Source organism: Gracilinema caldarium (assembly GCF_029265695.1).
Lineage (GTDB): Bacteria > Spirochaetota > Spirochaetia > Treponematales > Breznakiellaceae > Gracilinema > Gracilinema caldarium_A.
Genome location: NZ_JAJUHW010000015.1, coordinates 19,957 through 43,866, shown reverse-complemented (window position 1 = coordinate 43,866; position 23,910 = coordinate 19,957). Strand labels below are relative to the sequence as shown.

Below are 23,910 nucleotides of genomic sequence, written 5' to 3'. Positions count from 1 at the left end.
GTACTCAGGATACTACCGGAGGGCGCCGATTTTTTCCAGAGCCAAAATGACCGCGGCCACCGATGCCGTTTCAGTCCGGAGCGCCCTGCTGCCCATGGAAAGCCTTGAGAAACCCGCTTTTTCAAGTTGGTTCCGTTCCGCATCAGACCAGCCCCGTTCTGAGCCGATGACAAGCACCGCTGCAGCACCGGGAAAGCTGGGCAGTTCCGCAAAAGCCCCCTGGGGCCGCACATTATCGGGCGCCAAAAGCAGCGTGACCATAGTCGCGGTGCTGGCTGTCCCCACGGTGCTGAAAGGCTGGCCGCAGTAAGCCGGCGTTGTGATGTTGGCTGGCACCTCAGCGCCCCCGGACTGTACAGCTAGCCAGGGCTGTTCAGCAGCCCAGGGCTGCGCAGCAAGCCAGGTCTTAAGGGACCGATAGGTTTGTATAACCGGCAAGGTGGTATCCCGGCTCTGAATAGCTCCTTCGATCAGGGCTTGTTCCGCGCCGCCATCGGTGAGCAGCGTCGTATCCTGGTAAGATTTCTCCCCCAATTCGGTCGCTAAGAGGTCAATATATGAAACCCCCAGGCTCGAAAGGTCTCGGAGGAGACGCCGCAACTGTATTGGCCGGGTAAAACCGACGGCGACCCTGATCGGATGCCGCGGTGGAGCAGGTGTTTTAAGGTCTAGCTCCACGAGCAGGGCTCCATCAGGCTCAATAGCCGTTATGCGGCCCTGGCCTAAGGGCCCGTTTAAAAGGCCTGCATCAAAGGTATCCCCAATGGTTTTATGGAGAACCTTTACAAGATGTATGGCCCGTTCATCCCGTTTTGGAATTGGCTTATCTAATTCATCCTGTCTAAAAAGTATGAGATTCACCTCATTTTTATACCATGCGGGACTGAATGGAATCCAGATACATTTTCCGTTCCGCATAGGAGCTGCCCCGGAGGTTCCAGAACACATGGATGCGAATATCCCGGGCTCCGCAGAAATCCAGAACCTGTTCTTTCCAAACACGGGCAGGAGACCAGGAAAGGGAAGCGGTAACCGAGTTCGCAGACTGCGGATTTGGATTATCCGCATCCGGATTGTGCGCATCGGTAGTAATAAATACGTCAAAGCGTTTATCGGTAAAAAGTCCTGGGGTATCGGCATTGCGGAAGTCCGCTTCCCGGAAGCCATAGGCCACGCCGGGGCGGAACACCCGGTCAAGAAAACCCTTAAGAATCGCCGGCGGGCCGCCCCACCAGTCTGGATGAATAAATACTACTCGATCCGCATCCTTAATATATTGCTGGTACCGCAGGGTAGTCTCATCAAAACTGAATTTCCGCGGGATCTCATCTTCACTTAATACCGGATCAAAGCGGTCTGCATAGAGATCCACAAAAGTGCTAGTTACAGAACTATCTTTCTGGAAATACTTCTGAACCTCTCGGGCAATCGCACGATTAAAACCTTCTTTTTTAGGATAGGCTAACACAATCAAAACACGCATCATTACCTCTTGATTCCCTCTCCATTGCTGCAAGGGCTTGATTTTATATACAAATATTACTAAATTAGTCGTATATATGGCAACCACTTTTACAGAACAGGAAATCCTGGACATGCTGCGGGCCGTGGAAGACCCGGAGCTGGGCTACAACATTGTGGACCTGGGGCTGGTGTACCGAGCAGAACAGAAGGGCGAGTGGATCGAGGTAGATTTTACCCTCACCTCCCCGGGTTGTCCCATCGGCGAACAGCTCAGGACGGATATTATTTTAACCCTGCGCGAAAAAACAGGACTAAACGCCATTAGGGCGAATATTGTGTGGGACCCCTTCTGGACCGCCGAACGGGCATCGGAGGAAATCAGGCTGGATTTAGGGTACCCCATTTGGTAGGAGGAAGTATGAAGGGTTTATTGATAGAACATCTAACAGCGGGCCTGGAATCCAAGGTCATATTGTCGGACTTGAATCTCTCTGTGCCGGATGGCGAGGTTCATGCGTTGATGGGCCCCAACGGTCATGGCAAGAGCACCCTGGCCAATGTACTCATGGGGCATCCCAGTTATACTGTTTCCAGCGGAAGCGTCTTCCTCGACGGTGAATCGCTTCTTGACCTGGAAGTCTCTGAACGGGCCCGGCGGGGCCTCTTTCTCGCCTTTCAGTACCCGGCAGAAATTCCGGGGGTAACGGTATCTAAATTCTTAAAACGGATTGCAGATCTCCGTAGAGATCCTCCTAAAAACGCTTCAGCCTTTCTTGCAGAATTAAAACAAAATCTTGCATTCCTGGAGATTGACCCCTCATTTGTAAACCGTTACCTGAATGAAGGCTTTTCCGGGGGCGAAAAAAAGCGAATGGAAATCCTCCAGCTACTTACACTGAAACCTCGGTTTGCTATTTTTGACGAAACCGATTCGGGACTCGATGTAGATGCCCTTAAAATCGTAGCCGCGGGCATAAACAGGATGCGGGGCCAGGGCTTTTCTGCCCTTGTTATTACCCATTACCGCAGGCTCTTAGACCTGGTTCGTCCCGACGCGGTCCATATCCTTGAGCGGGGCCGCATCGCCGCATCAGGTGGTTTTGAACTCGTGGAACTCCTGGAAAAAGATGGCTATGACGGAGTCCGACGCCTAACCGGCGCGGCACGGGAGGCGGTCTATGCCAGCTGAAAGCGCGATTCTCGTAAAAGAACAAGAAATACACGAAGAACTTAAACGGATCGGATCAGGATACGAAGAACGCTTTGGGTTCTCCATGCCTGACAGGTCCATTGTAAAAACAGGCCAGGGACTCACCCGGGATACGGTTATTGCCATAAGCGATGCTAAAAACGAACCCGAATGGATGCGGCGATTCCGGCTCCGTTCACTCGAGCTATTCCAAAAGCTCCCCATGCCAAGTTGGGGTGGCAATCTATCTCAGCTCCGCTTCGATGACATGACCTATTACGCAAAACCAACCGAGGGTTCTTCCCGTTCCTGGGAAGAACTGCCGGAAGAAATAAAGCGGACTTACGAACGGCTTGGGGTCCCTGAAGCGGAACGAAAGTTTCTCGCCGGTGTGGGTGCCCAGTATGACTCTGAAATGGTATACCACAATATACGGCAGGACCTGGAAAAGAAGGGAGTTCTCTTTTCTGACGTGGAAACCGCGGTCAGAGAACACCCCGAAATCGTAAAACGCTTTTTCGGCACAATTGTGCCCCCGGACGATAACAAATTCGCTGCCCTCAACAGCGCAGTCTGGTCAGGTGGGTCTTTTATCTATGTCCCGCCGGGAGTTCATGTGGACATTCCCCTCCAGGCCTATTTCCGTGTAAATTCCCAAGCCTTTGGCCAATTTGAACGAACCCTTATCATTGCTGACGAAGGCGCCTTCGTTCACTATATCGAAGGCTGCACCGCACCGGTCTTTTCCAAGGACAGCCTCCACTCAGCGGTAGTCGAAATCATCGCTCTTAAAAACGCCCGGATCCGCTATTCTACAGTGCAGAACTGGTCAAGCAACATGTACAATTTGGTCACCAAACGAGCCTTTGCCTACGAAGGGGCCGTCATGGAATGGGTAGACGGTAACATCGGCTCTAAGGTAACCATGAAGTACCCGGCCATATTCCTTATGGGCGAAGGGGCCCGGGGCGAGGTGCTCTCAATAGCCTTTGCTGGAAAAGGCCAGGAACAGGATACGGGGGCAAAAATCTTCCACTTTGCATCCAACACTTCCAGCGTCGTCACCTCCAAGTCGATTTCTAAAGACGGAGGAATCGCGAGCTACCGCGGCATGGTAAAGATGGAAGCGGGGCTCCATAACGTTAAATCAAAGGTCGAATGCGACGCCCTTATTCTGGACGAGAAGTCCAAATCTAACACCTATCCAGTCATGGATATCCGGTCCGAAGATGCAGCCATGGAACACGAAGCGAAGGTTTCCAAAATCAGCGAAGACCAGCTCTTCTACCTGATGAGCCGGGGGCTATCCGAAGAAGAAGCGGCGGTCATGATTGTGAACGGTTTTATCGATCCCCTGGTTAAGGAACTCCCTATGGAGTACGCCGTGGAACTAAACCGGCTCATAGAACTCGAAATGGAGGGCTCTGTAGGATGAAAGACCAAATACTATTTTATATTGATGAAATGACAGGTCCCCTCCGCATTCCCGTGCCAGCGAATGAAGCCAGACAGCTCATTGTGCGGATTGATCAGAGGGACAAAATGTCGCCGAGCGCCCCGGCAGAGCGGCAGCTTTCTATTATTCTTGAGCCGGGATCTTCCTTGGAACTCTTTATCCTTTCAGGACTGCCTGCGTCGGTACAGAACCGGGTGCAAACTTCCATTTTGCTCAAGGAGCAGAGCAGCCTAAAACTCACAGAACTCATTTTGGATGAAGGAGAAGGCACTTACCACACCGAAGCGGTGCTAGAAGGGGCAGAAGCGGTACTAGATTACGCAGGAGCCTACGGGTCCCGAAACAGCACAAACCGACTTCATACGCTGCAAACCCATCACTTCGGGAAACAGAGTAAAAGCAGAACCACCTTAAAATCGGCCCTGAAAGATTCTTCTCACCTGGTCTTTAAGGGGCTTATTCATGTGGATAACCGGGCGGCCGGAACTGACGCATACCTCAGTAACCGCAACATGGTTTTAAATGATGGCTGCCGGGCAGAAAGTCTCCCCCAGCTTCAGATAGAAACCGATGACGTAGCATGCAGCCATGGCTCTACCACTGGCGGCCCCCGGGAAGAGGAACTTTTTTATATCATGAGCCGGGGACTGTCTCCAGAAGAAGCAAAAGAACTCCTTGTCATGGGGCACCTTTCATCAATCTTAAACCGCTTTCCTCCCAGCCTTGCGGAGGAAGCCGAAGAAGCCGTTTCGGCCCTGCTCCTTACTAACAATGCAGCAAGTACAGCTGCCACTACGAAGACGGTTCAGGGAGCAGTTCGATGAACGCCCTTGCAGATATAAACCAAAAGACCTTTTCGTTGGACTTCTCCGTGGAGGAGAATAGCAGCGTTGCTCGGTTTATAAAGAAACAATATCCCCTCTTTGACCAGTACCCACATCTTGTTTATGTGGACAACGCAGCCACAAGCCAGAAGCCCCGCTCTGTGCTGGATGCCGAACAGGGACTTTATACGAGAGCCTGCGCAAACGTACACCGGGCGATCTACAATTTAGGCGAAGCGGCCACGGGTCTCTACGAAGAAAGTCGAAAAACCCTAGCCCACTTTATTGGGGCCGCTCCAGAGGAATGTGTATTTACCCGGGGAACCACCGAGGCCATAAACCTGCTTGCCCACAGCTTTGGAGAAACCCTCTCGGCTGGGGACGAAATCATCCTGACCGAAATGGAACACCATGCGAACCTGGTCCCCTGGCAACAGCTCGCGCTTCGCCGCGGCATCAAGCTAAAATTTATCCCCATTACCGATGAGGGGCTCCTTAACCTAGAAGCACTACATCAGCTTATAGGTAAACGGACAAGACTTATCGCCATGACCATGGTTTCTAACGTCCTCGGTACAAGGAACCCTGTGGAGACTGTTATAACTCTGGCACATGAAGCGGGCATTCCGGTACTGCTTGATGCAGCCCAGGCCATACCGGCGGAACCGCTTAATGTCCGCAGCCTCGATCCAGATTTTCTTGCCTTTTCGGGCCACAAAATGTACGGGCCCTTCGGTATTGGGCTCCTGTACGGTAAACGGAAATGGCTCGAGATGATTCCCCCCTTTATGGGCGGTGGAGACATGATTAGTGAGGTGCGGCTCGAAGGTTTTACACCCAACGAAATTCCCTATAAATTCGAAGCAGGAACACCGCCCGTCGCGCAAGCGGTAGGTATAGCCGAGGCCGCCCGATGGCTCGAAGGACTGGGGCACGAAGACCTCGGCCGCTATGAGTCAGAGCTGGCCCAGCTATTAATAAACGAAATAAAGGACATTCCGGGCATTCGCATTTTAGGGTCCCAACCCGGAGCCCCTCAAGGCAGGCGGGCAGGTATTGTGGCCCTTACCATGGAGGGCGTTCATGCCCATGACCTGGCTGCATACCTAGACCGATATGGAATTACCGTACGGGCAGGCCACCACTGTGCCCATCCTTTAGCCCAACGGCTTGGGGTTGTTTCATCAGCCCGTGTTAGCTTTGGCGCATACAACACACTAGAGGAAGTGCATTATATTGCCGATATGCTGCACAAAGCCCGGAAGGAGCTGTAAAGTACCATGAGCGACACCTTTGACAGCCTTTACGAAGAGATTATTCGAGATCATTATAAAAATCCCCAGCACAAGCGGCCCCTCGATTCCATTCCTTTTGTGCAGAATCCGTCCTGCGGAGACAAGGTCCGCGTTTCTATTTCTTTGGGTCCGGACGGGAAAATTGCCGAGACTGCCTTTGACGGTTCTGGCTGCTCCATTTCCATGAGTTCCGCCGATGTTCTCGCGGAACTGTTAGAAGGGAAAACTCTCGCAGAGGCAAAAGAAATGGTCCATCTTTTTCTCGCTGTCCTGCGGGGAGAGCGGGACGTGGCAGAATTGGACAAGCTGGGAGACGCCATGGCATTTAAAGGCGTCGCCCGCCTGCCGGTCCGCTTAAAATGCGCCGCCCTCTCATGGCGTGCAGCATTGGAGCAGCTCGAGAAATTAACAGGAGAGACTTAATCCGCAGCGGCTACATGCGCTTTCAAATAAACCGAGGGCAACCACGCTCAATCGATTATTTTTCAGTTGCCCGGAAGACACCATCCCAGTCCTTTCCGGGCGGATTTTTATCAAAATAGATAACCCTCCGCAAAAATACTTCGGAAGGCCCATCCTTATAGAGCTCTACATTTTTTGCAAAGGCCGCAGCGGCGGTTTTCCAGTTTTGCCTGCGGTACGCCGCAAGACCCTTTTCGAACAGGTCTTTAATTTGCAGTAATTTAGCTTGAGCCTTGTCTTTTTCCTGTAAAATTTCAAAAATACGCACCGGTTCGGTCTTGCCTTTTACCGCGATAAAATCTAATTCCCTGCAGATAAATGCATCCTGAACTTTCAAATACACTGCCTCTGTAATAATAGACTTTGAATTGTACTGTTTATTCGCCCCTTCGAGCCGGGCCGCCAGGTTTACCGTATCGCCAATGGAAGTGAAATCCATCCGATCCCGGGCTCCAACGGAACCAAATACGACAGGACCCGAATTAATGCCAATTCCGATGCTCACAACCTGTTTGCCTTCTTTTTCCCGGAGCTCCCTTTCCTGCATCATAGCGTGGCGGATTTGCATGGCAGCCTTACAAGCATGTAATTCCTTGTGCGGGCCGTCAAAAAAGGCCATCATTTCATCACCTACAAACTTGTCTACATCTCCATCGTTTTGCAGAATAATTTCTGTCTCAAGATCCAAATAACGATTCAATATCGAAACAACCTGATCCGGTTCAAGACCTTCACAAAGACTCGTGAAACCCCGAATATCGGTAAATAAAAAGGCAAGCTCCCGGTTTGTACTGCTGGCCGTCCCCTTCTCAGCCTGCTTAAGGGTAGATGCTGAAATGTAAGGAATAACACCCTTGAGTACCGTTACCATGTTACCAATTTCATGAGAAAGACTTTTAATTTCATCCCTGCTGCGAACATAATCTGAATAGACAAGGGCGTTTGATGATACCCGCACGGTTCCCCGAATCATAGACTGGAGGTTATCGGAGATTTTCCGAACATTCATCCTCAGAAATAAGAGGGGGTTTACAATATAGTTGCCAATCAGATAAACCATCACAATAGCCAAATAGAGGAACAGCAAGGTCAAGGTGATGACGAGAACCCTCGTTTTATAGAAGGGCTTCATAATCACCGATTCTCTGAAAGCCATGATCGTAAAGCCTAAAAGGCGCTCTTGTCTTACCCTGTTTTCTCCTATTTTTACTGTTTCTGGTTTTAAAATGGGACCTATAAACAGACGGCTGTCAGTTTCCGGCTCATAGGAGCTCACAATTCCTCGTGTTTGGAGAAATTTCTTGATATACTCCGAAGCTCCCCTTGCGTCCAAGGCTGGCAAGGACGGGAATTGCTGGTTAGGAGATAAGGTAGAATATTCGAGCCTGAAAGCAGCACGAAGTTCCATTGTTTCTGCAATATACTGAACTGTTTTTAGATCCGTATAAATTGATATATATTCATTGGGGAACTCTGCTTTTTTATTGAGTTCAAGCTGCCGGTTCAAATATTCAAACATGGCGATCGAATCACCCAGATTTACACGATAGATGGAAGAAGCCTGTTCAACCTGGCTGCGTGCACCATCGGAAACAGCTTTTATTATCGTATTCTTGTAACTTTGCAAGAGCAGCAAAGAGAGGGTCCCAATAATAATGGTTATAAGACCGATGAAGAAGAAAAATAACTTGGTTCGAATACGAAAAATAAAATCCAAAAAGGTATTTTTTTCTAGACTCCGCTTGTATTCCTTATACTCCCTCACAAACTGATCCCGCTTATTGAGCAGCTTAAGGAGGATCACAACGGAAGCAATATTCCCGGCTACAGAAATACCTGCAAAATTATAGGGAGCGAGAGGAATATGTTTAAAATAATCTGCAGAATCGGCATAGCGTAGCATGGGTACAAGCCAGGGGAACACCATAATAACCGTCATCAGAAACCGGATGACCGCTACGAGAAAGTACTCCGGCTGTGCAAAACGTCCAAACCGAGAGGGCATAAAAAAGCTTAAAATCCTAAACAGGCTAAAAAGAGGAACCAGGTAGATTAGAAAGAGGCTTAGGGTAAAAAACGTCAGCCCTTCCTGTTGCAAAAAAAGTACCGGCATGGAATAGGGTACATACAAGTTGAGATTGCCTCCGTCGGATACAGGACCGGCGGCTACTGGAAAAACGAACCAGGCAATACATATCAAGGCACCAAGCGCATCAAGCAGTGAAAAAACACTGTATTGAGAATTTTTCATGAAAGGCACTCCTAATCGGATCCTGCAAGGGCCCGCAGTTTGTTATTTGACCTATCTAAATATGCTTGAGCCTGCTCGTAACCAGGATCAATGCGTACAATTATCCTAAAACCATCACGGGCAATTTCATAGTCTTCTGAATTATACGCATTAATTGATTCAGCATAGAGATCTTTGACTTTACTCATAATAGTATTTTTCCGAGAAGCAAGCTTGTCTTTGTTGCTTTGTAGTTTGAGCTGCACCATGTTTGCATTTACCAAGTCCCAGGCTTTAACCAAGTCTCCCCGTTCTATGGTACCGTCAATGATAACCAGCAAATCAGGAAGTTCCGCGTCATAGTCCCGCTGGGGAACTGTGTTTTTTGTTTTGCTTGCCGTACCTTGTTTCGCGGCTGTAGGAGCGGTTACGGTGCCGGTATTCTTGGCTATTTTATTTTTCAGCTCCGCCGCTTCTGGAGTTTTTTCGACCTGCAGGGCTGCATTTATGCGAGCCTCCGCGGATTGGTATTTTTTTTCCGCATAGAGGCTTTCAGCCCAGGAAAAATAGAGCTGGTATTTTACCTTGCTCAGTTCTGGCAAGGGCGTCTTCTGCAGTGCGCCATAGGTTTTTTCTGCATTGATGAGCGCCAGTTCCGCATCCTGGTATTTTTTTTGGCTTAGTTTTCCTGCCGCATCATTGGTATCTGCTAAAACAAGAGTTGTTACATATTCATCTATCGATTTTTTAAGAGCCGCCGCATCCTTGTTTGAGGCATCAAGCTGCTTAATTTCATTCATCAATTTAACCGCAAGTATAAGCTGTCTGTTCAGTTCGGCTTTATTTTTTATAGTTCGTATCGATTTATCCAAATCAGCAAGCCGGCTTGTCCTGCGTTGTATCACCTGCTTTCGCACATCCCCCGTATCTAACCAAAGCTTAACCACGTCTCCGTTAAGATTGTTGATCTCCTGGGCATGTTTTATCGCCATAACGAGTTCAAAATCCTCAGCATCGGTCCTTGTTTTCTTGTCCTTCAGAGTCTTGGCGCGGGCAATATAGGTTTCGAGTCTCGTCGTTTTGAATGTATCGGTTTTTACAAGATATTCCTGAGCTCGCAAATGGTCAGGATTTGCCCGTAATGCGGCAACAAAATAGCTGCGGACTTCAGGGATGGCTTTTAAATCATTTTTTTCGATAAGTTTGGTATTATATAAAGTAAGCCCCTTTTGGAAAATAAGTTCCGCCTTTTCTTCCTCGCTTAGATTGTTCTGTATAAACATATTTGTTTGAAAAGAAGCGCAGGAAAACAGCACTCCGGTAACAAGCAAAAACCAAATTGATTTTTTAAAAAAACTAACCCAAGCCATGGGCACTCCTCCTCAGCCATACATCCGTATAGATACATAGTAACGCAAAATAGAAAAAAATTCCTGCCTATAGTACTAATTTTCTATTAAATCTTTGACGTTTTTTTAATCCCCGGTGTACACTGACTTAATTCTATGCAGGAAAAAAAACGATGCTACAGGTTCATAAACAGGTTGTTGCCGCTTTTATTGTCGGTTGTATGGTTGGTGTTCTGGCCGCGGGCTTTTATTTTTGGCGAAGAACCAGCAGTGACCGGGAAGAACTTAGAGAGCGAGCTCTTGCGGCTTACCGAGATCTCGACACGGCTCGGAAGGCTCAACGAGATGCTCAGGAACGAGCTGGAAAACTCCAGGAAGAACTCATCTGCATTAGAGAACAGGCTTACCGAATCGAAAACCGAGCTCGAAATGCTGCGGATAGAACTGGAAGCATTGCAGACCAGCTCGATAGAGCTCAGACAACATGTACAGATATCGCTCGAGGAATCGACACAGCTGAAGGACTCCTTGCAGAAAACGGAAAACTCCTTGAAGAGCTTGGAACAATCCTTCAGCGAGTACAAACAAGCGGCGGAGCAGGAGCTGAACAGGCTGGAACAGTCCCGTAACCGGTCCCGGCTCCTTGTCATCATAGCCGGGACTCTGGCCCTTTCCGGCTGGGCCGCCTTTAGCCTCAGCCTGCTCTTTTAGGCACTTCGAATTGCACCGAACCCGCAATAGCGAATACAACGGCCGCAGTTGATGCATTTGGCTTTATCTATTTCAGGGGCTGCATAACCGCGTTGCCGGATCGCTCCGGTTGGGCAGACCCGAACCACCGGACAGGGATGATTTTGCGGACAGCGATGGGGTTCGACTTTTACATTCATAGTTTTAAATCCTCCTACGAGCTTGCAAAATAGATAATCATCATATATATTAAAATATAAATATTTGTCAATATATGTTTTTCTATATATAAGGAGCTTATATGAGGACAATAAAACCACAAAAGAAAAATAGACTTGTGAGTCTGCTTGCATCCAAACGACGATGGATACAAGCTCTTTTTGCAATTGGCTTGTATGCAGGACTTTCAATGCTTCATTTAAATCTATGGATTATTTTGGGCATAGGGGTTGGGAGTGGTATATTTTTTGGCAAAGTCTTCTGCCGCTGGGCCTGTCCTATTGGCTTTATGATGGAATTAATGATGGGCATGGGCGGGGAAAACAACAAATTCATTCAAATGTACCAGTACCATAAGCTTGGGTGTCCCATCGCATGGATTTCAGGAGCCCTAAATCGGTTTTCCCTCTTTAGAATTAACCTTAATAAGGACACCTGCCTTTCCTGCGGAAAATGTGATACATCCTGTTATATGCCAGTTCTGGAACAAAAAAAGTTCAGCTTGTATAAAAAGAATCTAGAGCGACCAGGAGACGCATTTTCCTGTTCCCGCTGCCTCGTTTGTGTATCAAGCTGCCCGAATGGCAGCTTGAGTTACAAACTAAGCCTACCAAGGCCCCTTTCAAAACAATCTAAGTTGTAAAAGAACTACCTTGAAATCTATGATTTGAAAAGCGGATGCAAAGCAACCGCACGCAATTACAAAGCTGTTGCTAGATTTTCCGCCGAGCCTTGTATTCCTGGAAGAAGAATACGAGCAATAAGACCGCAGCACCAACAAGGTCCGTACTAAGGCCAGGATACACCAGCATAATCCCGCCGGCAGAGGCAGCGATCCGTTCATACCAGGCCATATTGGTTTTAAAAAATCCGTTAACCCCTGCAGCAAGAGCAACAATACCGATTATACTGGTGATCAGCATCCAGATAAGCCCAGCGGCTGTTACATTAAAAAGAAGTATCTGGGGATTAAGCACAAAAATGTAGGGCACAAGGAAAGCTGCAATAGCCAACTTGGATGCATTAAGTCCCGTTTTTAAGGGATTCGCTTTCGCAATACCCGCTCCGGCGAAAGCTGCGAGGGCCACTGGAGGCGTCACATCGGCTATAATTCCAAAATAGAAGGCGAACATATGAGCAGGCAATATGATTGCCGCAGGAGCTGCCAATGTAGAATCAAGACCGGCAATCTTACTAAGAATAATTACGATAGCCGGAGCGGTGATAGTGGAGGTAATGACATAATTTGCCGTAGTGGGTACACCCATTCCCAAAATAAGCGAGGTAATCATTGTAAAGAAAAGGGTGGGAAGCAATTGGCCATGGGCCAGACTTACCAAAAGGGAACCTAGCTTTAGACCAAGCCCCGTGAGCGTAACCACACCAATAATAACGCCGGCGCAGGCGGTTGCAGCTATAATACCAAGAGCTGCGCGGGCTCCAGATTCCAAGCCCCGTACAATTTCTATAGGAGCCATTCTGGTAGATTTTCTGAGCCAGGACGCGGCTATGGAAAGAATAATTGCCCAGAGGGCTGCCTTCATCGGTGTGTAGCCAGAAACTAGCAGGTAAACGATTACCACGAGCGGTATCATGAGGTGGCCTCGCTCAAGCATAATTGTCTTGAACTTTGGCAGTTCTTCCCGTGAAAGGCCCCGAAGGCCAAGGCGCCGGGCTTCGAAATGCACCCCGGACCATACTCCAAGGTAATACAAAACGGCAGGAATCGCTGCAGCACCGATAATGCGGGCATAGGGTATGCTGGTAAATTCCGCCATGAGGAAGGCTGCGGCACCCATAATGGGAGGCATGAGCTGACCGCCGGTGGACGCGGTGGCTTCCACCGCTCCGGCAAATTCAGGCTTATAACCAAGTTTTTTCATCATCGGAATAGTAAAACTGCCGGTTCCAACCACATTAGCCACCGATGAGCCAGATACGGTTCCCATAAGGCCGCTGGACAATACAGCTACCTTTGCTGGTCCACCGGCGGTCCAGCCTGCCACTGCATTGGCCAAATCTATAAAAAACTGTCCAAGGCCTGTCCGTTCGAGATAGGCGCCAAAAAGAATAAAAAGAAAGATAAAGGTACTAGATACTCCGATAGGGATACCAAATATACCTTCGGTGGTAAAAAAGAGGTGTCCTACAAGGGTAGAGAAATCCGCTCCCCGGTGGGCTAGCTTGCCTGGTATATAGGGCCCTGCAAGAGCATAGACTATGAAAACGAGGGCAATAACCACCATGGGAAGACCTACTACGCGGCGAGCCGCTTCTAGTACAAGAATCAGACCTATGATCCCAGCTACAATATCAAAAGGCGTTGACATGCCCGCCCTTTGAACCAGTTCTTGATAAAATATTACAATATACAACGGGGACAGGGCGCCCAACACTGCAAGAAACGCATCAAACGGATGGAGCTTGTCCCTACTCCAGCTTTTTTTTGTAGGATACAGGAGGAAAATAAGACAAAGGCCGAAAGAAAGATGAATGGACCGCTGAATCATCGCATCCAGAACACCAAATACGGCCGTATACAGCTGAAATACCGCAAAGGTGATAGCGAGGGCGGAAACAAGTCGTGCGCCAAAGCCTTTAAGGCTTCGATAATCCGCTTCTTTGTCAAATTTCTTTAAGATTTCCTGGCTGTCCGTTGAAGATTCTGTCGATTGTTCCATGCAAATCCATCCTTTTTAGACCATATATATACCTGTAGGTTGATACAATACATAACACATTTCATCAACAGGCTCTGTATATTTTCGTATACTTGAGAAAACCTCATGGAAAACCTTTGTGAGTAACTGAGTTACATGATAACTCTATTGCGGTCTCCTCCTGAGCCCATGTTGTAAAGGGATACAGACGCTCATTTATTATAACACCATGACCGGGAATTGGGGAAATAAAAATGGGCAGCATTATAAACCATCGGTTCATGGTTAAAACAAAAAAACCATTTTCTATACGAAAGCCCCCTTCACTATCCGAAGGCATTCCTGTCGAAGTGGTGTCGTAACGTAATTCATATAAATGCAGCATTCCAGATTCGGCTCGGTAATATTCATAAACCGGCCGTTTATGAATGGAGTGGGTATAGGTTAATATAAACTCCCCATTCTCGGGTAAGATTAATTCAGCAAGAGTCTTTCCCGCTTGAGAAACACATAGAGCGGTGACTCCATTGGTATTTTGGGCTAACAGAGAGCTTAGGGGAAATAAAAGGATAAAAATGATGACAAACCGCCGCATTTCCCGGTATAGCCAGTAATGCGGCGGCAAAACCATACATGTAAAATGCAACAGGTTAGTGTATTAGCGCTTTACTTCTGCAAAGAATTTTTCAGCCCCCACATGGAGCGGAATCGACATACCAACCTTTGCGGTTTCAATCTTAATGTTAGCGCCCTGCTTATGAGCCGCAACCAGTTTAGCCTGGTTTGCGTACAAGGACTTAAGGAGTTCATATACCGTATCGGCGGGCAGCTTGGAACTCACCGCCAGCATGGATTTTACAGAAACGGTTTTAACATCAGCACTCACGCCCTGGTAGGTGTTTGCGGGGATAACCGTTACACTGTAAAATGGCCATTGCTTCAGAAGCTTATCGGCTACAGCTCCGTCCACCGGAACAATGGTAATCTTACGGGAAGCGCCGAGATCCTGTATAGCCGCAGTGGGGTAACCAGCGGTGGTAAAGGCTGCATCAATATTGCCGTCCTTGAGGTTGCTGGCTGATTCGGCAAAAGAGAGATACTGGACCTTGATATCGTTATAGGTTAGGCCTGCGGCTTCCAGTATTTGCCGAGCGTTGGCTTCTACGCCGGAACCGGCAGCGCCAACAGAAACCCGCTTACCTTTAAGGTCTGCTACGGTTTTAATGCCCGAATCAGAGAGAGCGACAAGCTGCACAGTTTCATCGTAGAGACAGGCCATACCACGCAGTTCCTTAAAAGCCTTATCCTTGAGCAGCTCTGTTCCGTTTAAAGCGTAAAAAGCGACATCGTTCTGCACAAAGATAATATCAACTTTGTTTTCCCGAAGCAGATTGATGTTTGCAACCGAGGCACCGGTAGTCTGGGCAGTGGCATTCATCCCTTTAATGGAGCTATTCCATATTTCTGCCATGGCTCCGCCTAAGGGGTAATAGGTTCCTGCGGCTCCTCCCGTTCCAATCGCAATGAATTTCTGCTGAGCAAAAGCAACTCCGCTGAGCAGAACAAGACCGGCAAATACAAAATGAATCACACGTTTCATGTAGTCCTCCCTCTTAACAGATATTCCAATTGTATAGGCTCATAGGCTACAGTGCAACTGTATTTTTTAAGATTGGGAGGCCCATTTTACTCATTTTTATACCTAGCCCTTTATTGCGCCCGCAGTGAGTCCTGAAACTATGTACTTCTGAAGGAACAGATAAAACAGAACCATCGGAATCATGGAAATCGTAATAAAGGCCATGATGAAATTCCAGCCCGAAGTAAACTGTCCCTGGTACTGCATTACCCCCAGCGGTATGGTAAAGGTTTTCCGGTTATCCAGAACCAATAGGGGTAGCAGAAACTGATTCCAGCTCTGAATAAAGGTGAGAATAGTTACCGTGGACACAACCGGGCCGGAAATGGGGAGCAAAACCCGAAAACCGAAGGTCCAAATTCCTCCTCCATCAACCTGGGTAGCTTCCTGCAATTCCTGCGGTACTTCTTTGAAAAAATTGGTGAGGATAAATACACTCATCGGAATTGAAAAAGCGACTTGTGAAAGAACAACCCCATTTAATGAACCGATAAGGTTCAAAGCCCGCAATTGGAGATAAAGGGGCAAAATGGCGACCGTGATGGGGAAGAGCATACCCATGATAAAATAGTTATAAAACACAGTTCTTCCCCTGAAATGGAGCCGTGATAAGGCGAGGGCCGCCATAAATGAAACCAGAAGATTAAGGCTTATAGTTCCCAAGGCAACCAGACAGGAATTGGTGAGAAAGATCCAAAAATCTGCGTTTTTTGTTAAAATTCCAACATAGGCTGAGGCAGTAAAAACAGATGGCAGCGTAAAGGGGCTTGCAAATATTTCACCATTATTCTTAAAGCTGTTTACAAGGACCGCATATATTGGAAAGAGGGCAACTGCCGACAATACCAATATCAACAGGATTCTCAGATATGCTAAAAGCCGTGCATTAAAAGCATATAATGAGGCGTTTTTATTTCCTGGCACCATTTTTTTCTTCTCCTACGACATAACGCTGGTAAAACACATTAAAGATCAGACATATAAAGAACAGAATCACAGCCACAGCGCTTCCATAACCAAAGTTAAAACGTCTGAATCCAAAATTATAGAGATAGGTTACAATGGTCTCGGTAGAGTTTACCGGCCCACCCTGCCCCATAGCCCAGACCACATCGAATACATTAAAGGAGCCGATAACTGATTGGAAAATAGAAATGATAAAGGTACCTTTCATACTGGGAATGATGATATGCCATATAGTCTGAAACGTATTGGCACCATCAACGACAGCCGCATCTTCCAGTTCAGCGGGTACACTCTGCAAACCCGCAATAAACAAAATTAAATGAAATCCTAGATATTTCCATAGAATGACAACGAGCACTGCATAAAAAGCAACCGCAGGATCTCCCAAGAGGCCAATCTGTTGTTTTTGTCCAGTCAAGAGCTGAAGGACCAGTGTGGGTATGCCAAATTCAGGATAATAGATAAATCGCCAGATAATACCGACTACAATTTCAGCTATAATATAGGGAAAGAAAAATACACCCCTGAAAAACATCTCACCCTTAAAGCGTTTTCTTCCTATAAGAAGGGCGATAATGAAAGCAAGCGGTAATTGAAGCAACAGAGATGCGATAACAATTTTAATATTATTCGCCAATGCGGTATGAAAAATTTGATGCTGGAATATTTGGATAAAATTTCCAATTCCGCGGAAAACCCGCAGCGGCCCGATTCCGTTCCATTCAAACAAAGAATAATACGCAGCCTGTAATACGGGTAAAACTACAAACAATGAAAACAATAAGAAAGCAGGCGCTATCAATACAATTGCGTTGATACCAGTTCGTTTCATCCCTTCACATCCATTATTAAGCAAGCTGGCCAGGCGATACCCGGCCAGCTTACAATCGTACTTACAAGGCTATAGCCCACAGGGCAAGCATGTTATTTTTTTGTCCGTTCCTTCTGCCATGCATCATCGATTGCCGCTGCACACTGGGCAGGATTCAGCTTGCCAGCCAGGAGGCCGACAACCGCATCCTTTACCGCTTCGCCGACTGCGGGAGGCAGATACTGATCATAGTACAGCTGATAATAGCCGGCATTTGCGACAGCCTGGGCGATAGCCATATGATTGGGCCGTTCCTTGAGCGCAACTTCTGCACCCTTTACAACAGGAATGGTGCCTTCAATTTTTACCAGAGCTTCGTTGTATTGGCGCTGCAGGAAAAACTTGAGGAAATCAAGGGTTTCTTTGGGGGCATTTTTACCGACCACATAGCCGCCGCCGCCGCCCATGGCATCCGTGAGTTTACCCTGACCGCCTGCTACTGCCGGGAAGGGAGCCCATGCGAGGGCGTCTCCAAGACCCTTTCCATTGGCGGAGTTTGCAACCTGAACATCCTGGGCCCACTGTCCCATAAGTTCCATAGCAGCCTGGCCGTTACCCATGACCGCAGCCTGGTTATCATAGGTTGCTCCAAGATAGCCGGTCTGGAAGGGTTCCAGGTTCTTGAGCTGCAAGAGCAATTCCCCAGCCTTTACAAAGGGAGCATCCTTAAATGAACCCTTTCCGCTGTAAGCCTTATCAAAAGCTTCCTTACCGCCAAGTCTCATGGCCAGGTAAACCCACCAGAAATGGGCGGGCCAGCGGTCACCAGCGCCGAGGGATATCGGTACATAGCCTGCAGCTTTGAGTTTGGGAACAGCAGCCAAAAGCTCATCCCAGGTTTTTGGAACAGAAACACCAGCTTTGGCAAGAGCATCTTTGTTGTACCACAATCCTACAGCACCCATGTCGTAGGGTGCGCCGTAAAATTTGCCATCGTAACTATAGACTTCCAAGGCGCCCTTACCGATAGAGGAGGTCAATTCGGACTGTACGAAACTGGTAATATCCTTGAGCGCGCCAGCCTTGGCATATTCAACCATGACCCCGCCTCCCCATGAATGGAAGAGGTCTGGAGGAGTCCCAGCCTGCACAGCTACTTGGACCTTTTGTTTAAAGGCTTCGTTTTCGAGCATGACTAGGTCAATTTTTACATTGGGATTTGCTTTTTCAAAATCAGCTATTATTTGTTTACGGATATTTTCCCGGGGATCATCTGCCCCGCCTCCGCCGGACAAAGCCCACCAGGTAATTTTTACCTGCTTATCCCCACCAGCCTGCCCTGATTGGGCCTGCTGCCCTGAGGCGAACAGCATGCTTGTCGCTGCCAGCATGGATACCAGCAGCAACCCGGACATGAACATCTTTTTCATCATCGTGCCCTCCTATAATTTGGATGGCTTCCATGATGAACCCCTTTCCACTTTAAGGGCATAGGGCTAATGCCGATTTTTTACCTAGGACATTTTACCTATAGAAAGTCCTTGTGCCAATTTCCTTATAAAGTCCATAAAATAGCGGTTACCAGCCGCGGATACAGACGAGAGCCCATATCATGTCCATCCGATGAATGCACCTGATCGGTAGCAGCCCATTGAGCGCTCCCCGATCGGAGCCAGTGTGCATGTATTCCATCACGATAGACCCGTTCGTCTGTAAAGCCTAGTATGTTTTCTGCTACGAATTGATTGAGGAATATCTTTGAAAGCCATGTATTGTAGCTGGTTGAAGACAGCTTCCATCCTCCGGACACTGCATCAAGACAGGCTCCCGGCGCAAGTACCGTATCAAGATGTTTTTTTAGTGTTTTAATAAAAGAGCCATAGGGGCCATTCTCAGCCACAAGCTGGGGCCAAGCGCAGGCATAGGGATAAGCGAGACCTTCAACCGCAGGAATGATCTTTGAACGATTATTTGATTCAAAGACCGCAGGAATATATCCCTCGTCTAACATCCGGGCCTGGATAGAATTCGCCGCCCTTTGTGCGGATTCGCGGGCTTCCTGTATATGCGATACATATTGAGGTGCATAGTGTTCAAAAAGGGAGGCCAAACAAACATAGGCAGCCCAGGTTTTAACGCCGAGATACAAATTATTCCGAGCCTGCCCCAGGCTGACATCGAGGGAATCATAGGTGGTAATTTCAGCGCCGCCTGCACAGCGGTCCGAATCTATATCCATAATACCATCCTGATTGGCGTCCCGTGCCCTCATAGAAGCAAGGCAGGCTTCTAGATATTGCACATTATCGGTAAACCACTGGATATCCTTTGTTCGGCTCACATACAGTGAGGCTGTTAAAACCCAGTTGAGGGTTTCCTCAAAACTCATATAACTAAAGCATTCGGATAGCCGCGGCAGTTCGTAGGTAGACATACCAGGGGGTGTAAAACAGTCGGCCACACCCTGATCATGAGAAAAGGCCAGTCCGTAGGCATCGGTGTAAGAGGACCGTACTGCAAAGAAATCCAACTCATTTTTAACGGTCCACGGGGTATACTCCAATTCAAAAAATGCCTGGTCTACGGTTAGATCCAGGGTATTCATCATTTGATACTCCCCTTCGTTAACCACAAAGACTGGATCGCCCTTTTCTGAAATGAGGAGTTCCGTATTAGCGCAATAACTATGGATTCCATGGAATAATAAAAACTTGCGGTCATCAGACAGTTTTTTCTGTTCAAGACTTGTATCTAGCTGTGCGGACTTCTGCATCATTCTGGAAGTATCCCGCAATGCACATTCCAGCACCTCCTCCAGATCATGGAAGAGACTCGTATAATAACTCTGAGTACGAAGGCCTGAGGTGATCACCCCATCTCGATACACACCGAGGGCAATGTGATAAACCTTTTTTTCGCCCCCTGGAACTTTGAAGCGCAGGGCTCCTTCTGATGCAAGCCGACGGAGAGGCCGGTTCCCGTTAAAAACCGCGTCGACTACGCGCCAGTCCATTACCTCATCGATAGTTTCTTCGGGGAAGACCGCAAAGCCCCATTCGGTGCCATGGGCAAAGCCCAGCATGGTTCCGTTGGTACTATCAGAGAGGGGTCTCCTGACTCCCTGCATGCCAAAGATTCCCGTAAGGGGCTCTGAATGAGCTGTATTGTCAAAGGTAAGGCTTACATAAATAGCAGGCCGAATATGAGACCTCAGTACATTTGGATCGGACAAAGCCGGATCGGGAACTTTTCCGAAAAATGAATGGACTTTGAATGAAACCAGACCTGCTTTCCATTCCTCTCCGCTTAAAGATATGTAACGTTCAATTTCCTGGCTCTGAAAATAAGAATATGCAGGAGGGGCCAGTACCGGTTTTGCCGGGGCATCGGGATCGATATACGCCGTCGCATCCAGACCAACCCTGGTATCGGGACAAAAGGGAAAAAGACGGGGACTTTCGTTCCCAAGCTGATACCCGATAAAAAGGCTCCGTGATGGGGGCTGTACATTTCCGACTACAACACCAGCGCCTTTTCCAATCCTTCCTAAAACCAATGACGCATAAGCACCCCAAATACCATGCAACGAATAGTAATCAATTTCCGAAACACGAAGACCCATTTTATCCTCCAACAGCAGAATACGCTTTAAGATTATTGATTACTATCGGAAATGAGGCTGATTTGGCTATCGGTAGTTTGACCTATGCTTTTTCCTGATCCGCAATCCATTCAACCGCGTAACGGCGCAAATCGGCTGCGGTTGCAATATTAAGTTTTTCTTTTATATGGTCCCGGTATGCATTGACTGTTTTAACCGACAAATTCATCAATTCCGCTATTTCAGCGGCTCCAAAGCCCCGCCCTATAAAACGAAAAACTTCTAATTCCCGGTCGGATAATCGTTTGATAGGATCTCCTGAATGTTTACCGCCAACAATACCAGAAAGCATCCGTTCGCGAAGATTATCGCTGACCGCAACCTTGCCTTCCAGAACGGTGCGGACCGCATTAAGAAGCACCGAGGGTTCTTCGTGTTTCATCACATAACCTGAGGCTCCGGCAGAAATTGCCCGTTCACCGTAAAGGTTTTCTTCATGCATGCTCACCACAAGGACCGCGACCGAAGGGTATTCACTCCGTATTGTCTTAACCAACTCAAGACCATTTTTTTCCTGGAGTGAAATATCCACAATTGCAAGATTTGGATTTGTTTTTTTTAGGAGTTCCATTGCCTCAGGAATTGAACCCGCCTCTCCAACCGGTTCAAGATGCAATTCCTGTACAATAAGATCAACCACACCGTGCCGGTAGAGGGGATGATCATCGATGACAACAAAGGACTTTCGTAGGGACATAGATTTTACCTCGCTACCCGGCAGGATATACAGCAGCCCGGCTCCTGGGAGCTTATTTTAAGCTCTCCCCCAATAACACTGGATCGATATTTGAGGATCCGCAAACCAAGACCATTAGCCTGAACCAGCAGGGGATTAAAACCGACTCCATTATCGGTTACCGAAACCTCTACTGCTTCCCGATCAATCCGCAACGAAACCTGAATGAGAGATGCCTTCGCATGGGCAACCGCATTGTTTAAGGCTTCCTGAACTATCCGATACAACTGCAGGGCCTTTTCTGAGTTTTTTACCCTAAATCCGGGATCAACTTCAAGGGTGATAGTACTGCTACTCCGCTCCTGTGCAGCCCGGACCAGCTCACCCACTGCTGCAACCAGGCCTTTTGCTTCCAGTTCTGCAGGATACAGGCCCCGGGCAATACCTTTAGCTTGAGATGCGGTCCTGCTTGCCGCCGAGGCGATAGCAGCCGCAGACTTGGCCGCCGCCTCTGCACCCGGTCCGTCCAGCCGGCGGAGGCTTCCTTCCAGAATGGCTGCCATGAGGCCGATCCCAGCGATATTTTGGCACAGATCGTCATGTATATCACGGCCAATACTTGCCATAATATCGTTGGAAATATCGAGCAATTCCCGTTCCAAAGCACGGCGCCGCTCAATTTCCTCCCGCAGTTGTTCATTGGCGGTCGAAAGTTCCAAGGTCCTAAGCCGTACCTGATGCTCAAGATAAAGCTCCCGATCCCGTTCAGCGCTCATCAACAGGGCTCCCTTTATCGCACCGGAAACCTGATCGCGGAGGGCCTCGAAAACCTGCCGGTCTTCGCTGTCTGCGGTACAAACTAAATATCCGAGCCGTTCCTCACCGAAACGGAGGGGTTCTACCACATAGGACTTCCACTGTTCCGGGAGGCCCCCGGGCAGTAGTTCAACAGTACGGAAGCGCACCCCATAGGGGGCGAGAATCCGTGTCTTCGTACCCTCAGAAGCAAGCAAAAGCCGGGCCCACTCCGGGGTCAGCCCCTTGGATTCAAACAGGGCAAGATAACAGGCTGATATTCCCAGGGTCCGTGTGCCCCGTGCAACTGCCGACAGAATATCAGTTAAAGCAAAGGACGCGACCAGGGACGCCTCAATTTCCCGCAGCACCGCAGCCCGCCGTTCAACCGAGCGGCGCAACGAAGCCTGGTATCGGGCTATTCCTTCTGCTATAATAACTTGTGCTTTTTCCTTATAAGGCGAATCTATATAACGAAATTGGATAGTAGCGGGATTTCTGCCCTTCATAAGGGCCCCATTTACTTCCTGAGCCAGCTGTGCCAGGGTCTTGGTTCCGCTTTTTTTATCCTGTTCCTCAGATCCAGTCTCATGGAAATCTACCAGATCTTCGCCTTGCATGGAGGAACATCCGCAGGATTCACGGACAATAAAGGATACCTGAGCCGTACTGGCAACCAACTGCCCCTTTGGCAAAAGGCCAAGATTGATGGCTAAGGACCTAATGGCTTGCCGCCCTAACTCATAGGTACCCTGACGAATTGTGGTCAGGGGCGGAATACTAAAGCGGCTATCCTCCGTATCGTCAAAACCGGTAACAGAAACATCCTCAGGGACCCGCACCCCCAGCTCAGCCAAGGCTCTTAAGGCACCCATAGCCATTGAATCGTTTGCCGCTACGATGGCGTCATACGGAAGCCCTTGAGCAAACAAACGGGCCGTAGTATCCCAGGCTTCGCTCTCCTGAAAATTGCAGTATTCTATATGCAGTTCAGCCTCTTCTCCTAACAGAGCCTTAATACGGCCAGAAAATTCCCGTTCTCGCGCAATAGATTCATTATGATTCACCGGGCCTGCGAGGAATAAAAATCTCCTGCGGCGGTGGACATTGACCAGGTGATCAGCCATGGCAACCATACCACCGGCATTATCGATGCAGACACTGGGAACACCCGGTATAGCGACCCCAACCGATACAAGGGGAACCTTTTTAAGGCTTTTTATAAAGGAAAACAGGTCATCCTGGGTTAAATACGTGCCGATGACATTGGTCATTACCACTAGGGCTGAAAGCCGGCTTCTTCCTGCAAGGTTAAAGGCGATGTTGTCCAAAGCCTCGTAACCGACAGGGCTGCCAAGGCGCTGGCCTCCAAAAAAGATTAATGATATGCCGAGCTTTTCCGCTTCCTCCACAGCCCCGCTCCATACCGAATGCTGATAGGGATCATCCAGCCGGGCAGCGAGAAAACCAATTGTTTTTTTATGCATAGCTCTTGAGGCCTACCTTAACCGATTTCGTTACATC

General features: G+C 48.3%; 22 protein-coding genes. 8 read left to right on the top strand and 14 right to left on the bottom strand.

Annotated elements, in window-relative coordinates; all coding sequences use genetic code 11:
- Positions 1-12: 12 nt before the first annotated feature.
- Both Q7P68_RS06850 and Q7P68_RS06845 read right to left on the bottom strand, forming a co-directional pair.
- Positions 13-918 (bottom strand): RsmE family RNA methyltransferase, encoded by a 906-nt coding sequence (locus tag Q7P68_RS06850; protein WP_304224348.1) that lies wholly within the window; start codon positions 916-918, stop codon positions 13-15.
- The gene (locus Q7P68_RS06845) at positions 869-1,486 is read right to left on the bottom strand and encodes an NAD(P)H-dependent oxidoreductase (protein ID WP_304224347.1); all 618 of its coding nucleotides are present in this window, start codon (positions 1,484-1,486) and stop codon (positions 869-871) included. The genes Q7P68_RS06850 and Q7P68_RS06845 overlap by 50 nt, the downstream gene beginning before the upstream one ends.
- Positions 1,487-1,559: 73 nt before the next feature.
- On the opposite strand from Q7P68_RS06845, the gene Q7P68_RS06840 reads away from it, so the two are divergent.
- The 6 genes from Q7P68_RS06840 to sufU are packed head-to-tail and all read left to right on the top strand — an operon-like array spanning position 1,560 to position 6,651.
- The gene (locus Q7P68_RS06840; RefSeq protein WP_304224346.1) at positions 1,560-1,874 is read left to right on the top strand and encodes a metal-sulfur cluster assembly factor; all 315 of its coding nucleotides are present in this window, start codon (positions 1,560-1,562) and stop codon (positions 1,872-1,874) included.
- Positions 1,875-1,882: 8 nt separating this feature from the next.
- Complete coding sequence (sufC, locus tag Q7P68_RS06835; protein ID WP_304224345.1) at positions 1,883-2,653, top strand: Fe-S cluster assembly ATPase SufC; 771 nt, start codon at positions 1,883-1,885, stop codon at positions 2,651-2,653.
- Positions 2,643-4,088, top strand: a complete 1,446-nt coding sequence (sufB, locus tag Q7P68_RS06830; protein WP_304224343.1) for a Fe-S cluster assembly protein SufB — start codon at positions 2,643-2,645, stop codon at positions 4,086-4,088. Before sufC ends, sufB begins: the two co-directional genes overlap by 11 nt.
- The gene (locus Q7P68_RS06825) at positions 4,085-4,933 is read left to right on the top strand and encodes a SufB/SufD family protein (protein WP_304224342.1); all 849 of its coding nucleotides are present in this window, start codon (positions 4,085-4,087) and stop codon (positions 4,931-4,933) included. Before sufB ends, Q7P68_RS06825 begins: the two co-directional genes overlap by 4 nt.
- A complete protein-coding gene (locus Q7P68_RS06820; protein ID WP_304224341.1) occupies positions 4,930-6,207 on the top strand; it encodes an aminotransferase class V-fold PLP-dependent enzyme in 1,278 nt (425 codons plus the stop codon). The genes Q7P68_RS06825 and Q7P68_RS06820 overlap by 4 nt, the downstream gene beginning before the upstream one ends.
- Positions 6,208-6,213: 6 nt before the next feature.
- Complete coding sequence (gene sufU / locus Q7P68_RS06815; protein ID WP_304224340.1) at positions 6,214-6,651, top strand: Fe-S cluster assembly sulfur transfer protein SufU; 438 nt, start codon at positions 6,214-6,216, stop codon at positions 6,649-6,651.
- A gap of 55 nt (positions 6,652-6,706) precedes the next feature.
- Here the strand turns inward: sufU and Q7P68_RS06810 are convergent, their stop codons facing one another.
- Positions 6,707-8,941: an adenylate/guanylate cyclase domain-containing protein gene (locus Q7P68_RS06810; RefSeq protein WP_304224339.1), complete on the bottom strand. Its 2,235-nt coding sequence runs from the start codon at positions 8,939-8,941 to the stop codon at positions 6,707-6,709.
- A gap of 11 nt (positions 8,942-8,952) precedes the next feature.
- The gene (locus tag Q7P68_RS06805) at positions 8,953-10,290 is read right to left on the bottom strand and encodes a hypothetical protein (protein ID WP_304224338.1); all 1,338 of its coding nucleotides are present in this window, start codon (positions 10,288-10,290) and stop codon (positions 8,953-8,955) included.
- Between the two features lie 152 nt (positions 10,291-10,442).
- Between Q7P68_RS06805 and Q7P68_RS06800 the strand changes: the two genes are divergently transcribed.
- Positions 10,443-10,898: a hypothetical protein gene (locus tag Q7P68_RS06800; RefSeq protein ID WP_304224337.1), complete on the top strand. Its 456-nt coding sequence runs from the start codon at positions 10,443-10,445 to the stop codon at positions 10,896-10,898.
- Between the two features lie 78 nt (positions 10,899-10,976).
- Here the strand turns inward: Q7P68_RS06800 and Q7P68_RS06795 are convergent, their stop codons facing one another.
- Positions 10,977-11,159 (bottom strand): 4Fe-4S binding protein, encoded by a 183-nt coding sequence (locus tag Q7P68_RS06795; protein WP_304224336.1) that lies wholly within the window; start codon positions 11,157-11,159, stop codon positions 10,977-10,979.
- 101 nt (positions 11,160-11,260) lie between these two features.
- Between Q7P68_RS06795 and Q7P68_RS06790 the strand changes: the two genes are divergently transcribed.
- Complete coding sequence (locus Q7P68_RS06790; RefSeq protein ID WP_304224335.1) at positions 11,261-11,821, top strand: 4Fe-4S binding protein; 561 nt, start codon at positions 11,261-11,263, stop codon at positions 11,819-11,821.
- Positions 11,822-11,891: 70 nt separating this feature from the next.
- Here the strand turns inward: Q7P68_RS06790 and Q7P68_RS06785 are convergent, their stop codons facing one another.
- The 9 genes from Q7P68_RS06785 to Q7P68_RS06750 form a co-directional block, all read right to left on the bottom strand.
- Positions 11,892-13,859 (bottom strand): TRAP transporter permease, encoded by a 1,968-nt coding sequence (locus tag Q7P68_RS06785; RefSeq protein ID WP_304224334.1) that lies wholly within the window; start codon positions 13,857-13,859, stop codon positions 11,892-11,894.
- 103 nt (positions 13,860-13,962) lie between these two features.
- Positions 13,963-14,433, bottom strand: a complete 471-nt coding sequence (locus Q7P68_RS13990) for a DUF1850 domain-containing protein (protein WP_369695316.1) — start codon at positions 14,431-14,433, stop codon at positions 13,963-13,965.
- Positions 14,434-14,496: 63 nt separating this feature from the next.
- Complete coding sequence (locus tag Q7P68_RS06780; protein ID WP_304224333.1) at positions 14,497-15,438, bottom strand: TAXI family TRAP transporter solute-binding subunit; 942 nt, start codon at positions 15,436-15,438, stop codon at positions 14,497-14,499.
- A 102-nt stretch (positions 15,439-15,540) separates the two neighbouring features.
- Positions 15,541-16,404, bottom strand: coding sequence for a carbohydrate ABC transporter permease (locus Q7P68_RS06775; protein ID WP_304224332.1), 864 nt, complete (start codon positions 16,402-16,404; stop codon positions 15,541-15,543).
- The gene (locus Q7P68_RS06770; RefSeq protein WP_304224331.1) at positions 16,388-17,275 is read right to left on the bottom strand and encodes a carbohydrate ABC transporter permease; all 888 of its coding nucleotides are present in this window, start codon (positions 17,273-17,275) and stop codon (positions 16,388-16,390) included. The genes Q7P68_RS06775 and Q7P68_RS06770 overlap by 17 nt, the downstream gene beginning before the upstream one ends.
- A 92-nt stretch (positions 17,276-17,367) precedes the next feature.
- Positions 17,368-18,687, bottom strand: a complete 1,320-nt coding sequence (locus Q7P68_RS06765; RefSeq protein WP_304224330.1) for an ABC transporter substrate-binding protein — start codon at positions 18,685-18,687, stop codon at positions 17,368-17,370.
- Positions 18,688-18,809: 122 nt separating this feature from the next.
- Complete coding sequence (locus tag Q7P68_RS06760) at positions 18,810-20,876, bottom strand: glycoside hydrolase family 52 protein (protein ID WP_304224329.1); 2,067 nt, start codon at positions 20,874-20,876, stop codon at positions 18,810-18,812.
- An 82-nt stretch (positions 20,877-20,958) separates the two neighbouring features.
- On the bottom strand, positions 20,959-21,612 hold the full coding sequence (locus Q7P68_RS06755; protein ID WP_304224328.1) for a response regulator transcription factor: 654 nt from the start codon (positions 21,610-21,612) through the stop codon (positions 20,959-20,961).
- A gap of 5 nt (positions 21,613-21,617) precedes the next feature.
- On the bottom strand, positions 21,618-23,873 hold the full coding sequence (locus Q7P68_RS06750; RefSeq protein ID WP_304224327.1) for a substrate-binding domain-containing protein: 2,256 nt from the start codon (positions 23,871-23,873) through the stop codon (positions 21,618-21,620).
- Positions 23,874-23,910: the final 37 nt, after the last annotated feature.

Excerpts from the sequence above, each read along its gene's own strand:
- Q7P68_RS06755 (WP_304224328.1), bottom strand. The coding sequence starts at position 21,612 with ATGTCCCTACGAAAGTCCTTTGTTGTCATCGATGATCATCCCCTCTAC.
- Q7P68_RS06820 (WP_304224341.1), top strand. The coding sequence starts at position 4,930 with ATGAACGCCCTTGCAGATATAAACCAAAAGACCTTTTCGTTGGACTTC.
- sufB (WP_304224343.1), top strand. The coding sequence starts at position 2,643 with ATGCCAGCTGAAAGCGCGATTCTCGTAAAAGAACAAGAAATACACGAA.
- Q7P68_RS06775 (WP_304224332.1), bottom strand. The coding sequence starts at position 16,404 with ATGGTGCCAGGAAATAAAAACGCCTCATTATATGCTTTTAATGCACGG.
- Q7P68_RS06845 (WP_304224347.1), bottom strand. The coding sequence starts at position 1,486 with ATGATGCGTGTTTTGATTGTGTTAGCCTATCCTAAAAAAGAAGGTTTT.
- Q7P68_RS06760 (WP_304224329.1), bottom strand. The coding sequence starts at position 20,876 with ATGGGTCTTCGTGTTTCGGAAATTGATTACTATTCGTTGCATGGTATT.
- Q7P68_RS06840 (WP_304224346.1), top strand. The coding sequence starts at position 1,560 with ATGGCAACCACTTTTACAGAACAGGAAATCCTGGACATGCTGCGGGCC.
- Q7P68_RS06805 (WP_304224338.1), bottom strand. The coding sequence starts at position 10,290 with ATGGCTTGGGTTAGTTTTTTTAAAAAATCAATTTGGTTTTTGCTTGTT.
- Q7P68_RS06750 (WP_304224327.1), bottom strand. The coding sequence starts at position 23,873 with ATGCATAAAAAAACAATTGGTTTTCTCGCTGCCCGGCTGGATGATCCC.
- Q7P68_RS06810 (WP_304224339.1), bottom strand. The coding sequence starts at position 8,941 with ATGAAAAATTCTCAATACAGTGTTTTTTCACTGCTTGATGCGCTTGGT.
- Q7P68_RS06825 (WP_304224342.1), top strand. The coding sequence starts at position 4,085 with ATGAAAGACCAAATACTATTTTATATTGATGAAATGACAGGTCCCCTC.
- Q7P68_RS06790 (WP_304224335.1), top strand. The coding sequence starts at position 11,261 with ATGAGGACAATAAAACCACAAAAGAAAAATAGACTTGTGAGTCTGCTT.
- Q7P68_RS06785 (WP_304224334.1), bottom strand. The coding sequence starts at position 13,859 with ATGGAACAATCGACAGAATCTTCAACGGACAGCCAGGAAATCTTAAAG.
- sufC (WP_304224345.1), top strand. The coding sequence starts at position 1,883 with ATGAAGGGTTTATTGATAGAACATCTAACAGCGGGCCTGGAATCCAAG.
- Q7P68_RS06800 (WP_304224337.1), top strand. The coding sequence starts at position 10,443 with ATGCTACAGGTTCATAAACAGGTTGTTGCCGCTTTTATTGTCGGTTGT.
- Q7P68_RS06770 (WP_304224331.1), bottom strand. The coding sequence starts at position 17,275 with ATGAAACGAACTGGTATCAACGCAATTGTATTGATAGCGCCTGCTTTC.
- Q7P68_RS06850 (WP_304224348.1), bottom strand. The coding sequence starts at position 918 with ATGCGGAACGGAAAATGTATCTGGATTCCATTCAGTCCCGCATGGTAT.
- Q7P68_RS06795 (WP_304224336.1), bottom strand. The coding sequence starts at position 11,159 with ATGAATGTAAAAGTCGAACCCCATCGCTGTCCGCAAAATCATCCCTGT.
- Q7P68_RS13990 (WP_369695316.1), bottom strand. The coding sequence starts at position 14,433 with ATGCGGCGGTTTGTCATCATTTTTATCCTTTTATTTCCCCTAAGCTCT.
- Q7P68_RS06765 (WP_304224330.1), bottom strand. The coding sequence starts at position 18,687 with ATGATGAAAAAGATGTTCATGTCCGGGTTGCTGCTGGTATCCATGCTG.
- sufU (WP_304224340.1), top strand. The coding sequence starts at position 6,214 with ATGAGCGACACCTTTGACAGCCTTTACGAAGAGATTATTCGAGATCAT.
- Q7P68_RS06780 (WP_304224333.1), bottom strand. The coding sequence starts at position 15,438 with ATGAAACGTGTGATTCATTTTGTATTTGCCGGTCTTGTTCTGCTCAGC.